Source organism: Streptomyces sp. NPDC053493 (assembly GCF_044544825.1).
Taxonomy (GTDB): Bacteria; Actinomycetota; Actinomycetes; order Streptomycetales; family Streptomycetaceae; genus Streptomyces.
In genome coordinates, this window is the sequence record NZ_JBITXS010000008.1 from 1 (window position 1) to 14291 (window position 14291).

The 14291-nt window shown below is 71.2% G+C and carries 16 protein-coding genes; 7 read left to right on the forward strand and 9 right to left on the reverse strand.

Going from position 1 to position 14291, the window contains the following annotated elements; genetic code table 11:
• A partial coding sequence (locus tag ACIGO8_RS22425) for a Scr1 family TA system antitoxin-like transcriptional regulator (protein WP_399733390.1) occupies positions 1 to 424 on the reverse strand: 424 nt, incomplete at its 3' end.
• Between the two features lie 31 nt (positions 425 to 455).
• Between ACIGO8_RS22425 and ACIGO8_RS22430 the strand changes: the two genes are divergently transcribed.
• From ACIGO8_RS22430 to ACIGO8_RS22445, 4 genes are read left to right on the forward strand one after another with little or no spacing between them, the layout of a single operon-like run.
• Positions 456 to 776 (forward strand): hypothetical protein, encoded by a 321-nt coding sequence (locus ACIGO8_RS22430; protein WP_399733393.1) that lies wholly within the window; start codon positions 456 to 458, stop codon positions 774 to 776.
• The gene (locus tag ACIGO8_RS22435; protein WP_399733395.1) at positions 773 to 994 is read left to right on the forward strand and encodes a hypothetical protein; all 222 of its coding nucleotides are present in this window, start codon (positions 773 to 775) and stop codon (positions 992 to 994) included. The genes ACIGO8_RS22430 and ACIGO8_RS22435 overlap by 4 nt, the downstream gene beginning before the upstream one ends.
• A 49-nt stretch (positions 995 to 1043) precedes the next feature.
• Entirely contained in the window at positions 1044 to 1793 is a 750-nt protein-coding gene (gene recO / locus ACIGO8_RS22440) for a DNA repair protein RecO (RefSeq protein WP_389647274.1), read from the forward strand.
• A gap of 19 nt (positions 1794 to 1812) precedes the next feature.
• Entirely contained in the window at positions 1813 to 2637 is an 825-nt protein-coding gene (locus tag ACIGO8_RS22445; RefSeq protein ID WP_399734236.1) for an isoprenyl transferase, read from the forward strand.
• 80 nt (positions 2638 to 2717) lie between these two features.
• Here the strand turns inward: ACIGO8_RS22445 and ACIGO8_RS22450 are convergent, their stop codons facing one another.
• The 4 genes from ACIGO8_RS22450 to ACIGO8_RS22465 all read right to left on the reverse strand — a co-directional run bounded on the left by ACIGO8_RS22450 (position 2718) and on the right by ACIGO8_RS22465 (position 5872).
• Positions 2718 to 3128: a Fur family transcriptional regulator gene (locus tag ACIGO8_RS22450; RefSeq protein WP_345488510.1), complete on the reverse strand. Its 411-nt coding sequence runs from the start codon at positions 3126 to 3128 to the stop codon at positions 2718 to 2720.
• Positions 3129 to 3199: 71 nt separating this feature from the next.
• Positions 3200 to 4093, reverse strand: coding sequence for a metal ABC transporter permease (locus ACIGO8_RS22455; RefSeq protein ID WP_399733400.1), 894 nt, complete (start codon positions 4091 to 4093; stop codon positions 3200 to 3202).
• A 1-nt stretch (position 4094) separates the two neighbouring features.
• Positions 4095 to 4862, reverse strand: a complete 768-nt coding sequence (locus ACIGO8_RS22460) for a metal ABC transporter ATP-binding protein (RefSeq protein ID WP_399733403.1) — start codon at positions 4860 to 4862, stop codon at positions 4095 to 4097.
• Between the two features lie 20 nt (positions 4863 to 4882).
• Positions 4883 to 5872 carry a zinc ABC transporter substrate-binding protein gene (locus tag ACIGO8_RS22465; RefSeq protein ID WP_399733406.1) on the reverse strand — a complete coding sequence of 330 codons (990 nt, stop codon included), beginning with the start codon at positions 5870 to 5872 and terminating at the stop codon, positions 4883 to 4885.
• Between the two features lie 144 nt (positions 5873 to 6016).
• On the opposite strand from ACIGO8_RS22465, the gene ACIGO8_RS22470 reads away from it, so the two are divergent.
• A complete protein-coding gene (locus tag ACIGO8_RS22470; RefSeq protein ID WP_399733409.1) occupies positions 6017 to 7399 on the forward strand; it encodes a glycine--tRNA ligase in 1383 nt (460 codons plus the stop codon).
• Positions 7400 to 7469: 70 nt separating this feature from the next.
• Here ACIGO8_RS22470 and ACIGO8_RS22475 read toward each other — a convergent pair whose 3' ends face one another.
• From ACIGO8_RS22475 to ACIGO8_RS22485, 3 genes are read right to left on the reverse strand one after another with little or no spacing between them, the layout of a single operon-like run.
• Positions 7470 to 8057, reverse strand: a complete 588-nt coding sequence (locus ACIGO8_RS22475) for a TetR family transcriptional regulator (RefSeq protein ID WP_399733412.1) — start codon at positions 8055 to 8057, stop codon at positions 7470 to 7472.
• Positions 8058 to 8087: 30 nt separating this feature from the next.
• Positions 8088 to 9122, reverse strand: coding sequence for an aldo/keto reductase (locus ACIGO8_RS22480; RefSeq protein ID WP_399733415.1), 1035 nt, complete (start codon positions 9120 to 9122; stop codon positions 8088 to 8090).
• Between the two features lie 42 nt (positions 9123 to 9164).
• Positions 9165 to 10592, reverse strand: a complete 1428-nt coding sequence (locus ACIGO8_RS22485; protein WP_399734238.1) for an MFS transporter — start codon at positions 10590 to 10592, stop codon at positions 9165 to 9167.
• A gap of 125 nt (positions 10593 to 10717) precedes the next feature.
• Here ACIGO8_RS22485 and ACIGO8_RS22490 point away from each other — a divergent pair, with 125 nt between their 5' ends.
• Entirely contained in the window at positions 10718 to 11641 is a 924-nt protein-coding gene (locus ACIGO8_RS22490; RefSeq protein WP_399733418.1) for a helix-turn-helix domain-containing protein, read from the forward strand.
• Here ACIGO8_RS22490 and ACIGO8_RS22495 read toward each other — a convergent pair.
• Entirely contained in the window at positions 11611 to 12999 is a 1389-nt protein-coding gene (locus ACIGO8_RS22495; protein WP_399734241.1) for an MFS transporter, read from the reverse strand. The two genes, ACIGO8_RS22490 and ACIGO8_RS22495, sit on opposite strands and share 31 nt — an antisense overlap.
• Positions 13000 to 13144: 145 nt before the next feature.
• Here ACIGO8_RS22495 and dusB point away from each other — a divergent pair, with 145 nt between their 5' ends.
• On the forward strand, positions 13145 to 14281 hold the full coding sequence (dusB, locus tag ACIGO8_RS22500) for a tRNA dihydrouridine synthase DusB (protein ID WP_399733421.1): 1137 nt from the start codon (positions 13145 to 13147) through the stop codon (positions 14279 to 14281).
• Positions 14282 to 14291 lie beyond the last annotated feature (10 nt).

The window sequence follows — 14291 nt, forward strand, 5'->3', positions numbered from 1 at the left end:
TCCGTGAGGTGACCTTCTCCTCGATGTAGTCCTCCGCGGCGAACGGATGCACAGCCAGCGTCACCGCACGCGCGTACTCCGGAGTCTGAAGCAGCACCGGCACCACCATTGGCGCGAACTCGCACAGCTTCGTCGCCACCGACTCCAGCTCCGCCACCTCGTGGAAATACGAGGCGTACGGCGAGCCGTCGATGAGCTTCTTACAGGTCTGTTCGAAAATACCGGCGGTTTGTAGCACCTCGTCGATTCTCTTCGCCACATCCAGCTGCGGCTTCCGCACACCCTGCTCGAACAGGCCGATGTACGTCCCCGAGACGAACACCTGTGCACCCAGGTCGTTCCGCGAGAGCCCCGCCGCCTCCCGGCGTTCCCTCAGCAGCTCTCCGAAGAACTCCCACGCGTTCTGCTGTTTGCCCTTGGCCATGGATTAACTCCCGAACGCCACACCGCAGTTGTTGTACCAGCGCGTCTGTCGATTCTACGGACCGGCCTCCACCCTGGATGTGGAAAGCGAGGAAATGGATTCGGAAAGGAACGCGTTGGTGAAAGAACATCACATGCGGCGGTCGTCGGAGACGGAAGAGGCGCGGGAGGCGGTGAGGGAATTGCGGGACGCGCTCGGGCGGGCCGGAATCACGCTGCCCTCACTCGGGCTCGACGTGGTGAGCCTCGCCGCCGATCCTCCTCGGCCGCTGGTCGAACTCGGGTGCTGCACGGCGGCGACCGCGCGACTGCTCGCCGCGGCGCTCGTGAGGAAGGAAGGGGGACGCGGATGAACGTGAAGCTGCCCATCGGGGCGTACGTCGTCGACATCCACACCGGGAAGGTCGGCACGGTGATGGGGCACGAGGGCCCGTATCTCCAGCTCCGGCCCATCGGTGGCGGGCGCGAGTGGGACTGCGAGCCGGACGGGGTCCGGGTCGCCACCGCCGCCGAGCGGCTGCGGGCGGCGACGGCGCACGCGAACGCCAGGAGCCGCGGCGAGGTGCCGTGAGGCTGCGCGGCCGTGCCGGGCCGCTCCCGCCGTGCGCGAGAATGGGCCCATGAGTCTGTTCCGCGACGACGGCATCGTGCTGCGCACCCAGAAGCTGGGTGAAGCGGACCGCATCATCACGTTGCTCACGCGCGGTCACGGCCGCGTACGCGCCGTGGCGCGCGGGGTGCGGCGGACGAAGTCGAAGTTCGGGGCCCGGCTCGAACCGTTCTCGCACGTGGACGTGCAGTTCTTCGCCCGCGGGAGTGAGCTGGTGGGACGCGGGCTGCCGCTGTGCACGCAGAGCGAGACCATCGCGGCGTACGGCAGCGGCATCGTCACCGACTACGCCCGGTACACCGCGGGCACCGCGATGCTGGAGACGGCGGAACGGTTCACCGACCACGAGGGCGAGCCGGCCGTGCAGCAGTACCTGCTGCTGGTCGGCGGACTGCGCACGCTGGCGCGCGGGGAGCACGCCCCTCACCTCATCCTCGACGCGTTCCTGCTCCGCTCGCTCGCCGTCAACGGCTACGCACCCAGCTTCGAAGACTGTGCGAAATGCGGACTTCCCGGCCCGAACCGCTTCTTTTCGGTCGCAGCGGGCGGAGTGATCTGCGCGGACTGCCGCGTGCCCGGAAGCGTCGTACCCTCTGCGGAGGCCGTAGGGCTGCTCAGCGCGCTGCTGACCGGCGACTGGGAGACGGCGGACGCGTGCGAGCCACGCCACGTCAGGGAGGGCAGCGGTCTCGTGTCCGCCTATCTGCACTGGCACCTGGAGCGCGGGCTGCGCTCGCTGCGGTACGTAGAGAAGAGCTAGGAGATCCATCGCCATGGCCATCGCACGACGCGGAATCCTCGGACGCCAGCGCCGGGAGTACAAGCTTCCCGAGCCGCACCCGTCCGGTGCGACCCCGCCGAAGCTCCCCGCCGAGCTGGTGCCGAACCACGTCGCCTGTGTGATGGACGGCAACGGCCGCTGGGCCAAGGAGCGCGGCCTGCCCCGCACCGAGGGCCACAAGGTCGGCGAGGGCGTGGTCCTCGACGTGCTCAAGGGCTGCCTGGAGATGGGCGTCAAGAACCTCTCGCTCTACGCCTTCTCCACCGAGAACTGGAAGCGGTCGCCGGAAGAGGTCCGCTTCCTGATGAACTTCAACCGTGACGTCATCCGCCGCCGCCGCGACGAGATGGACGAGCTGGGCATCCGCATCCGCTGGGTCGGCCGCATGCCGAAGATGTGGAAGTCGGTCGTCCAGGAGCTCCAGGTCGCCCAGGAGCAGACAGTGGACAACGACAAGATGACGCTCTACTTCTGCGTCAACTACGGCGGGCGCGCGGAGGTCGCGGACGCGGCGAAGAAGATCGCGGAGGACGTGGCCGCCGGCCGGCTCGACCCGTCCAAGGTCAACGAGAAGACCTTCCAGAAGTACCTGTACTACCCGGACATGCCGGACGTCGACCTCTTCCTGCGTCCCAGCGGCGAGCAGCGCACCTCCAACTACCTGATCTGGCAGAGCAGCTACGCGGAGATGATCTTCCAGGACGTGCTGTGGCCCGACTTCGACCGCCGTGACCTGTGGCGGGCCTGCGTCGAGTACGCCTCGCGCGACCGCCGCTTCGGCGGTGTGGACCCGGCCGACCTCGCGGTTCTCGACAAGGCCTGACACGCCGGCTCACGGGCGAGGCGTACGCGAAAGGGCCCGCACCGGACGACCGTCCGGTGCGGGCCCTTCGGCGTACAGGGCTACTTCGCCGCGCACTCCGCGCAGGTGCCGAAGATCTCCACCGTGTGCGCCACGTTCACGAAGCCGTGCTCGGCGGCGATCGTCTCCGCCCACTGTTCCACCGCAGGGCCCTCGACCTCCACGGCCTTGCCGCAGACGCGGCAGACCAGATGGTGGTGGTGGTCACCGGTCGAGCAGCGGCGGTAGACCGTCTCGCCGTCGCTGGTGCGCAGGGCGTCGACCTCGCCGGCCTCGGCGAGCGACTGGAGCGTGCGGTAGACGGTGGTGAGGCCGACGGAGTCACCGCGGTGCTTGAGCATGTCGTGCAGCTCCTGGGCGCTGCGGAACTCGTCCACCTCGTTCAGCGCCGCCGAGACAGCGGCCCGCTGCTTGGTGGAGCGGCCTCGTACGGGGGGTCCTGCCGTCACCACGGGGGCCTCCTTGAATCCTTGTCTGCCCCCGCCATTCTGCCAGCCCCCCGTCCTGCCGAAGTCGGACGACGTCAGACCCTGACGTCGTCCGACGGGCGCCGGGTGGCCGGAACGGTGGCGTCGCAGGCGTTCGCGGCGGCTTCCGCGGCCCGGGCGCGGCGCCGGGCGAGCGGCGTGGCGAGGGCGGTGAGGGCGATGAAGACGCCGATCGCGTAGAGCACGATGGTCGCCCCGGGCGGGGCGTCGACGTAGTACGTGGTGACCGTGCCGGACAGGGTGACGGTGATGCCGATCACCACGGCGAGCACGAAGGTCGTCCGGAAGGAGCGGGACAGCTGCTGGGCCGCCGCCACCGGGACCACCATAAGCGCGCTCACCAGGAGCAGACCGACGACCCGCATGGCGACGGTGACGGTCATGGCGGCGGTGACGGCGACGATCAGGTTCAGGGCGCGCACCGGCAGGCCGGTGACGCGGGCGAACGCCTCGTCCTGGCTGACGGCGAACAGCTGACGGCGCAGACCGACGGTCACCAGCAGGACGATCGCGGCCAGGACGACGATCGCGGTGACGTCCTCGGGCGAGACCGTCGACAGCGAGCCGAAGAGGAACGAGCTGAGGTTGGCGTTGGAGCCGGTGTCCGAGAGGTTGATGAGCAGGACGCCGCCGGCCATGCCGCCGTAGAAGAGCAGCGCGAGGGCGAGGTCGCCGCGGGTCTTGCCGTAGGCGCGGATGAGCTCCATGGCGACGGAGCCGGCGACGGCGACGGCGGTCGCCATCCAGATGGGGCTGGAGTTCAGGAGGAAGCCGAGGCCGACTCCGGTCATGGCGACATGGCCGATGCCGTCGCCCATGAGCGCCTGGCGGCGCTGGACGAGGTAGATGCCGACGGCGGGTGCGGTGATGCCGACGAGGAAGGCCGCGAGGAGCGACCTCTGCATGAAGGCGTCGTTGAGGAATTCCATGTCAGGTCAGCAGTCCCGTACGGAGCGGCTCGTCGGCCGCGTGCGGATGGACGTGGTCGTGGCCGGGCAGGGCGTGCTGGCCGACGGCCTGCGGCGGCGGGCCGTCGTGGACGACGCAGCCGTCGCGCAGCACGACCGCGCGGTCGATCAGCGGCTCCAGCGGGCCGAGCTCGTGCAGGACGAGGAGGACGGAGGTGCCGCCGGCGACCTGCTCGCGCAGCGTCGAGGCGAGGATCTCCTGGCTGGCGAGGTCGACGCCGGCCATCGGCTCGTCCATGATCAGCAGCTCGGGTTCGGAGGCGAGCGCGCGGGCGATGAGGACGCGCTGGTGCTGGCCGCCGGAGAGCGCGGAGACGGAGTCCTTGGCGCGGTCGGCGAGGCCGACGAGCTCGATGGCCCGGTCGACGGCGGCCCGGTCGGCCCGGCCCAGCCGGCCGAAGCGGCGGCGGGCGAGCCGGCCGGAGGTGACGACCTCGCGGACGGTGGCCGGGACGCCGCTGGCGGCGGTGGTGCGCTGCGGCACGTAACCGACGCGGGCCCAGTCGCGGAAACGCTTGCGGGGCGTGCCGAAGAGCTCGATGGTGCCGCTGGTCAGCGGGACCTGGCCGATGATCGAGCGGACGGCGGTGGACTTGCCGGAGCCGTTGGCGCCGAGCAGCGCGACGACCTCGCCGCGCCGGACGGTGAGGTCCACGCCGCGCAGGACGGGGCGCGCGCCGAGGGCCGCGCCGGCGCCGCGTACGGAGATGACGGCCTCGTCGGTGCTCACGACTGCCTCCTGGGTGGGTGTCACTTGGCGCCGAGGGCCTTCTTCAGCGCGGTGAGGTTCGACCGCATGACCTCGAGGTAGTCAGCGCCCTTGGACTTGTCCGTGATTCCCTCCAGCGGGTCGAGGACGTCGGTCTTCAGGCCGGTGTCCTGCGCGAGGGTCTTGGCGGTCCTGTCGCTGGCCAGGGTCTCGAAGAAGACGGTGGAGACCTTGTCCTTCTTCGCGATCGCCTGGAGTTCCTTGATGCGGGCGGGGCTCGGCTCGGCCTCGGGGTCGATGCCGGAGATGCCCTCCTGCTCCAGGTCGTAGCGCTCGGCGAGGTAGCCGAAGGCGGCGTGGGTGGTGATGAAGGTCCGGGTGGCGGTGTTCTTCAGGCCCGTGTCGAACTCGGTGTTCAGGGCGGCGAGCTTCGTCATGAGGGTCTGGGTGTTCGCCCGGTACGTGGCGGCGTGGGCCGGGTCGGCCTGCTCGAAGGCGGCGCCGACGCCCTGGGCGACCTCGCCGTACTTGACCGGGTCGAGCCAGATGTGCGGGTCGGCGCCGGCCTCGGAGCCGTGGTCGTGGCCCTCGTGCTCCTCGTGGCCTTCGGCGCCGTGCTCGTGGCCGCCGGTCTCGGTGCCGTGCTCCTCGAGCTTGGTGAGGGTGGCGGCGTCGACGGTCGTCCCGGCGCCGGACTGCGCGATGGCGTCGTCGACGGCGGGCTGGACGCCCTTGAGGTAGAGGATGACGTCGGCGTCGCCGAGCTTGCCGATCTGGCGCGGCTTGAGCTCCAGGTCGTGCGGTTCGACGCCGGGCTTGGTGAGCGTGTCGACGGTGACGTACCGGCCGCCTATCTGCTCGGCCAGGAACTGCATCGGGTAGAACGACGCGACGACGTCCAGCTTCCCGCTGCCCGCGCCGGCCTTGTCCTCGGCGGCGCCGGAGCTTCCGGAGCAGGCGGAGAGGGTCACGAGACCCAGGGCGACGGCTCCGGCGACGGCGGTGGTGGGTATCAGTCGGCGTACGTTCATGACACTCATTTTCAACAAAGATGGAAACGGTTGTCAATTGCCGGAGGTGTGGGGCGGCCCACTGGCGAACCGATTTGAAAGAGAGGGCGTGGGCGCCGGTAACCTGAGGCATTCGCACTTCGTCGTCGTAATGAAGAGAGCACCGTGGCCGCCGACAAGATCGACACCATCGTCAGCCTGAGCAAGCGCCGTGGCTTCGTCTACCCGTGCAGCGAGATCTACGGCGGCCAGAAGGCCGCCTGGGACTACGGACCGCTGGGTGTCGAGCTGAAGGAGAACATCAAGCGCCAGTGGTGGCGTTACATGGTCACCGCGCGCGAGGACGTCGTCGGTCTCGACTCGTCCGTCATCCTGGCGACCGAGGTGTGGGAGGCGTCCGGTCACGTCGCCACCTTCACCGACCCGCTGACCGAGTGCACCTCCTGCCACAAGCGCTTCCGCGCCGACCACCTGGAGGAGGCGTACGAGGAGAAGCACGGCCGTCTCCCCGAGAACGGCCTCACCGACCTCAACTGCCCCAACTGCGGCAACAAGGGCACCTTCACCGAGCCCAAGCAGTTCTCCGGCCTGCTCTCCACCCACCTCGGCCCGACCCAGGACACCGGCTCCATCGCCTACCTGCGGCCCGAGACCGCCCAGGGCATCTTCACCAACTTCGGCCAGGTGCTGCAGACCTCGCGCAAGAAGCCGCCGTTCGGCATCGCGCAGATGGGCAAGTCCTTCCGGAACGAGATCACTCCGGGCAACTTCATCTTCCGCACCCGCGAGTTCGAGCAGATGGAGATGGAGTTCTTCGTCAAGCCGGGCGAGGACGAGCAGTGGCACGAGTACTGGATGGAGCAGCGCTGGAACTGGTACACCGGCCTGGGTCTCCGTGAGGAGAACATGCGCTGGTTCGAGCACCCGCAGGAGAAGCTCTCCCACTACTCGAAGCGCACCGCCGACATCGAGTACCGCTTCTCCTTCGGCGGCAGCGAGTGGGGCGAGCTCGAGGGCGTCGCCAACCGCACCGACTACGACCTGAACGCCCACTCCAAGGCCTCCGGCGCCAACCTGACCTACCTGGACCAGGAGTCGGGCGACCGCTACACGCCGTACGTCATCGAGCCGGCGGCCGGTGTCGGCCGCACCATGCTGGCCTTCCTGCTCGACGCGTACAACGAGGACGAGGCGCCGAACGCCAAGGGCGTCATGGAGAAGCGCGCCGTGCTGCGCCTTGACCCGCGCCTGGCGCCGGTCAAGGTCGCCGTCCTGCCGCTGTCCCGCAACGCGCAGCTGTCGCCGAAGGCCAAGGGCCTCGCCGCCGACCTGCGGCAGAACTGGAACATCGAGTTCGACGACGCCGGCGCCATCGGCCGCCGCTACCGCCGTCAGGACGAGATCGGCACGCCGTTCTGCGTCACCGTCGACTTCGACACCCTCGAGGACAACGCGGTGACCGTGCGCGAGCGCGACACCATGAAGCAGGAGCGCGTCTCCCTCGACCAGATCCAGGGCTACCTGGCCAGCCGCCTGCTGGGCTGCTGACCCTCAACCCGGTCGTACGGCAAAGCCCCCGGTTCCGCTCTCGGAACCGGGGGCTTTTCCCTGCTCGGGCTCAGGGGCGCAGGCCGCGCAGCAGCAGGCCGACCACCGACGTGAACTCCGCCTCGATGGCAGGGCGCTGCCACTCCGGGGCGTAGGCCGGGTCGTGGAAGCGGGCGGTCGCGTAGAACAGCGCGTGGGCCGTGGCGTCCGGGTCCGGCGCGGTGAACTCGGCCTCCCGGGTGCCCTCCTCGACGATCGTGCGGACCTGGCCGATCAGCACGTCCACGTGCCGGTCCACCACGCCGCTGTTCTCGTCGATCAGCACGCCGTAGGTGGCGAACAGCTCCGGGTCGTCGCCCGCCTTGTGCCGCTTGGCCTCGAAGAGGGTGGCGAACCAGTCGTGCAGCTTGTCGGGCGCGGGCCGCCCCGGGGCCGCGCTCAGCTCGGCGAGCGCCACCTCGGTGCGGGAGAGCCACCGCTCCGTGACCGCCTCCCGCAGCGCCGCCTTCGTGCGGAAGTGGCGATAGACGCTGCCGTGGCTGACGCCGAGGGCCCGGGCCACGTCCACGACGGTCGCCTTGGCGGGGCCGTACCGGCGCAGCACCTCCTCGGTGGCTTCGAGGATGCGCTCGGCGGTCAGGGTCTCCGTGGTGGCCATGAAAGGACACTACCTGTCGGTGCCCGCACCTCAGCGCTCGCTGTCCAGGTGGGCCATCTGGGCCTCCGGATAGCGCGCGCCGGCGGCCGCGTCGGCCGGGACGGCCGCCTCGATCGCGGCCAGGTCGGCGGCGTCGAGCGTGACGTCCAGGGCGCCGAGCGCCTCCGCGAGCCGGTCCCGGCGGCGGGCGCCGATCAGCGGCACGATGTCCACGCCGTGCCGGGGCGCCTGGGCGAGGACCCAGGCGATCGCGGTCTGCGCGACCGTGACGCCCTTGGCCTCGGCGACCGCGCGCAGCCGGTCCACCAGGTCCAGGTTCCGCTCGAGGTTCTCGCCCTGGAAGCGCGGGCTCATGCCCCGGAAGTCGCCCGGGGCCAGCTCGCGGTCCCGGCCGAAGTGGCCGCTGATCAGGCCGCGGGAGAGGACTCCGTACGCCGTGACGCCGATGCCCAGCTCGCGGGCGGCCGGCAGGATCTTCTCCTCGATGCCGCGGGATATCAGCGAGTACTCGATCTGGAGGTCGGCGATCGGGGCGACGGCGGCGGCCCGGCGCAGCGTGTCGGCGCCGACCTCGGAGAGGCCGATGTGCCGGACGTGGCCGGCCTCGACCAGCTCGGCGATGGCGCCGACGGTCTCCTCGATCGGCACGTCCGGGTCGACGCGGGCGATGCGATAGATGTCGATGTGGTCGGTGCCCAGGCGCTGGAGCGAATAGGCGGCGAAGTTCTTCACGGCGGCCGGGCGCCCGTCGTATCCGAGGAAGTCGCCCTCGACGGCGCGCAGGGCGCCGAACTTCACGCTGGTCAGGGCCTGCTCGCGGAGGGCGGCCGGGGCGGTGCGCAGGGCCTCGTTGATCAGCAGCTCGTTGTGGCCCATGCCGTAGAAATCGCCGGTGTCGAGGAGGGTGACGCCGGCGTCGAGGGCGGCGTGGATCGTGGCGATCGACTCGGCGCGGTCGGCCTCGCCGTACAGGGCCGACATGCCCATGCAGCCGAGGCCGAGCGCCGAGACCCGGGGTCCGGAGGCGCCGAGGGTGCGGGTGGGGAGGGAGGTCGTGGTCGTCATGTCACCAACTATGGCATGAGCGATGACAGATTTCCATATCTGTCACTCCATCGAGCGAGGGAGGCGCAGCGCGAGCAGCACCGTCAGCCCGATCACCCCGAGCTGGACCAGCAGCGTCGTCGTCACCGCCGAGCCCATCCCGGCCGGCGAGGAGCCCAGCGACAGGAACAGCGAACCCAGCGTCGCCACGCCCAGCGCCAGGGCCGACTGCTGCGTGGTCACCATGACGCCGCTGCCCACACCCGCCCGCTCCGCCGGCACCTCCGACAGCACCACCCGGAACAGCACCGGCAGCTGCAGCCCCTGGCCCAGGCCCGCGACCGCCATGCCCGGCACCAGCCGCCACACCGACAGGTCCGCCCAGCCGCGCCACGCCTCCCAGGCGATCAGGGCGATGCCGAGCCCCTGGAGCAGGCCGCCCACCGGCACGATCCGGGTGCCCCAGCGCCGTACCACCCGCGGACCCGCCAGCGAGGCCGCGAAGAAGGCCAGCGCCATCGGCACCAGCGCCAGGCCCGAGGCCACCGCACCCATGCCCAGACCCTGCTGGAGCGCCACCGCGATCACGAACATGAAGCCGCTGAAGCCCAGCGACAGCGGCAGCACCACCGCCAGGCCCCGGCGCAGCGAGACCAGTCCGAGCAGGCTCGGCGGCACCAGCGGCACCCCGCCCCTGCGGTCCGTCCGCAGCTCGACCCACCAGAAGGCGCCGGCCGCGAACGGGAACACCGCGAGCGCGACCCAGGTCCACAGCGGCCAGCCCGCCGCCCGGCCCTCGGTCAGCGGCGCCAGCAGCGTGATCAGGGACAGCGCGAGCAGCAGCGTGCCCGGCACGTCGACCGGCGCGGGCCGGTCCGAACGGGTCTCCGGCACGGTGCGGACGGCCAGCAGCAGACCGGCCAGCGCCACCGGCACGTTGACGAGGAAGACCGAGCGCCAGCCGCTGCCCGCGACATCGGCGGCCACCAGCACACCGCCCAGGATCTGGCCCGCGACCATCGACAGGCCCGCCGTCGCCCCGTACAGGCTCAGCGCCCGCGCGTGCCGGGCACCCGACGTCGAGGAGTGGATGGTCGCGAGCACCTGCGGCAGCATCAGCGCCGCCGCCGCGCCCTGGGCCACCCGGGCGCCGACCAGCGTCCAGGCGTCCGGCGCGAGGCCGCAGGCGAGCGAGGTGACGCCGAAGGCGGCCATGCCGGCGAGGAACAGCCGGCGCCGCCCGAACAGGTCACCGAGCCGCCCGCCGAGCACGAGCAGCACGGCGTAGGACAGGCCGTATCCGGCCACGACCAGTTCGAGGAGCGCCGGTCCGGCGGCCAGGTCGTGGTCGATGGTGGGCAGGGCGACGTTGACGATGAAGAAGTCGATCAGTGGCAGTGCCGCACCGAGCAGCACCGTGAACAGGCCGAGGGAGCCCAGCGCCGGCCGGGCGTGGTCGACGACCGTGGCGGAACGGGCGGAAGCCGGGATCGGCGTGGAGGTTGTCGTAGTCACACAGCCGAGCTTCGGCCCCTCCCCAGCCTGGTACCAGAGTCTCTTTATCCTGGTACAAGCACTACCTGGAAACGGGCTGAGCAGCCCTGCACCCTGGGAGCATGACTCTGATGGCGACCGAAGCCCACGCCGAGACCGACATCCGGCGGCACGAACTCGCCGCCTTCCTCCGCAGCCGGCGCGAACGCATCAGCCCCGAACAGGTCGGGCTGCCGCGCGGCCGGCGCCGCCGCACCCCGGGCCTGCGCCGCGAGGAGGTCGCCCAGCTCTCCGCCGTCGGCGTCACCTGGTACACCTGGCTGGAACAGGCCCGGCCCATCCAGGTCTCGCCGCAGGTCCTCGACGCCCTCGCCGGCGCCCTGCTGCTCGACCCGACCGAGCGCACCCACCTCTTCGCCCTCGCCGCACAGACCGACCCGCACCCCGAGACGCCCTGCCCGACCGTCTCGCCCGCGCTGCGCGCCCTGCTCGACCAGCTGGAACCCGTCCCGGCCGCCGTCCAGAACAGCCGCTACGACTTCCTCGCCCACAACCGCACCTTCGGGCGGCTCTTCTGCGACCTCGACGCGCTGCCCCGCGAGGACCGCAACAGCCTCTGGCTGGCCTTCACCAACAACGACTTCCGGGCCGCCGTCCCCGACCTGCCCGAGGTGCTGCGCTCGCTCGCCGGCAAACTGCGCGCCGCCATGGCCGAGCACCTCGCCGAACCCGCCTGGAAGGCCCTGCTCCACCGGCTCCAGACCGCCTCGCCCGAATTCCGCGAGATCTGGGCGCGGCACGAGGTCGTCGACCAGGCCAGCCGTACGAAGCTCATCCGCAACGCCCACGTCGGGCTGCTCCGCCTCGAACACACCAACCTCTGGCTCGGCCCGGCCGCCGGGCCGCGGCTCGTCACCTACGTCCCCGTGGACGAGGCCAGCCGGGCCGGCGTCGAACGCCTCCAGGAGCTCGTGCTCGCCGAGGAGGAGGCCGCCCGGCTCGGGTCCCGGCCCGCTCAGGCCGACGAGGCCCTGGCCGTCGCCTGAGGCCCGGCGTCCTCACCGAGCCGCCGCGCCGTCCGCTCCGCCGTGCCCCGCGCCCACCCGCCGCTGGTCAGCGCGCCGACGACCAGCACGCACAGACCGCAGCCGGTGATGATCCAGTAGACCGGCCTGCTCGCCGCGGCGAAGCCCGCCGTGCCGTGCGCGTACGGGACGGCCGCCATGCCCGCCGTCAGGACCGCGCCCGCCACCGCGACGCCCAGCGTCTGGCCGATCTGGCGACTGGTGGAGGCCACCGCCGCGGCCACGCCGGCCTGCGCGCGCGGCATCCCCGACACCGCCGTGTTCGTGATCGGCGCGTTCACCAGACCGAAGCCGATGCCGAACACCACGTACCCGGTGAACAGCAACGCCGTACTCGCCTCGGCGTCGAAGGCGGCGAAGAGCAGCGAACCGGCCGCCATCGCCGCGCCCGCGAGCAGCAGCGACGGCCGCGGGCCGCGGGCGCCGACCAGACGGCCCGAGAGCGGCGCGAAGACGAGGGTCATCGCGGCCATCGGCAGCATGTAGAGCCCGGCGCGCAGGGCCGACAGACCCCGGACGTCCTGCAGATAGAGCGTGTTGAGGAAGAGGAAGCCGCCGAGCGCCGCGAACGCGCTCACCGCTATGACCGTCGCCCCGCTGAACGGCGCGCTGCGGAAGAACCGCAGGTCGATCAGCGGCTCACGGCGCCGCGGCTCGTAAAGGAGGATCCCGAGCAGCGCCACACCCGCGACACCCGCGAACAGCCCGCTGGTCTCGATGATCGCGTACGTGAGCGTGCCCAGCAGCAGCGTCACCAGGACCTGGCCCACCGGGTCGAAGCGGCGCGGCCGGGGCGCCCGGGACTCGGGGACGTAACGCAGGGTGAGGAGCAGCGCCGTCAGACCCACCGGCAGGTTCAGCCAGAAGATCGCCCGCCAGCCGACCGACTCCACCAGCAGCCCGCCCACCAGCGGCCCCGCCGCCATGGAGACGCCCACCACACCGCCCCACACGCCGATGGCCCGCGCCCGGGCCGCCGGTTCCGTGAAGGTGTTGGTGATGATCGACATGGCGACCGGGTTCAGCATGGAGCCGCCCACGGCCTGCACCATCCGGAACGCGACCAGGGCCTCCAGGCTCGGCGCGAGGGAACACAGCAGCGAGCCCAGCACGAAGACCACGAGACCGGTCGCGAAGACCTTGCGGCGGCCGATCCGGTCGGCGGTCGACCCGGCCGCCATCAGCAGCGAGGCCAGCACCAGCGTGTAGGCGTCGATGGTCCACTGCAGGCCGGAGACGGAGGCGCCCAGGTCCCGCCGGAGCGCGGGCAGCGCCACGTTGAGCGCGGTGTTGTCCAGGCTCACGATCAGCAGGCTCATGCAGCAGATGGCGAGGACGACCCTCTGCCGGGCGCGGGAGAGCCCCGGCCTCGGCTCAAGGCCGGACTCCTGCGGACGCGCGGACGGGGCCATGTGCGGATCGTACGGCTGTCTAAAGACTCGCGCAGTGCGCGACAATGGGCGAATGACCGCGTTCTCCCCCCTCGCCATCGGGCCGCACATCGTGCAGCCGCCGGTGGTGCTCGCGCCGATGGCCGGCATCACCAACGCCCCCTTCCGCACCCTCTGCCGTGAGTACTCCGGAGGGAAGGGCCTGTTCGTCAGCGAGATGATCACCACGAGGGCGCTGGTCGAGCGCAACGAGAAGACCATGCAGCTCATCCGCTTCGACGAGACGGAGAAGCCGCGGTCGATCCAGCTCTACGGAGTGGACCCGGTCACCGTCGGCAAGGCGGTGCGCATGATCGTCGACGAGGACCTGGCCGACCACATCGACCTGAACTTCGGCTGCCCCGTGCCCAAGGTGACCCGCAAGGGCGGCGGCTCCGCGCTGCCCTACAAGCGGCCGCTGCTGCGCGCCATCCTCAACGAGGCCGTGGGCAACGCGGGCGACCTGCCGGTCACCATGAAGATGCGCAAGGGCATCGACGACGACCACATCACCTACCTCGACGCCGGCCGGATCGCCGTCGAGGAGGGCGTCACCGCCATCGCCCTGCACGGCCGCACGGCCGCCCAGCACTACGGCGGCACGGCCGACTGGGACGCCATCGCGCGCCTCAAGGAGCACGTGCCGGAGATCCCGGTGCTCGGCAACGGCGACATCTGGTCCGCGGACGACGCGCTGCGGATGATGCGCGAGACCGGCTGCGACGGCGTGGTCGTGGGCCGCGGCTGCCTGGGCCGCCCGTGGCTCTTCGCCGACCTCGTGGCGGGCTTCGAGGGCACCGCCGCCTACGCCGAGCCCGGCCTGCGCCAGGTCGCCGACGCGATGGTGCGCCACGCCCGGCTGCTCGGCGAGTGGCTCGGCGACGAGGCACGCGGTGTCATCGACTTCCGCAAGCACGTCGCCTGGTACCTCAAGGGCTTCTCGGTCGGCTCCGAGATGCGCAAGAAGCTCGCCGTCACCTCGTCCCTGGACGACCTGCGCGCCCAGCTCGACGAGCTCGACCTGGACCAGCCCTGGCCGGTGGGCGCCGACGGCCCGCGCGGCCGCACCTCCGGCAACAACCGGGTCGTCCTGCCGGACGGCTGGCTGAAGGACCCGTACGACTGCGCCGGCGTCAGCGAGGACGCGGAGCTGGACACGTCCGGCGGCTGACGGCCGGACG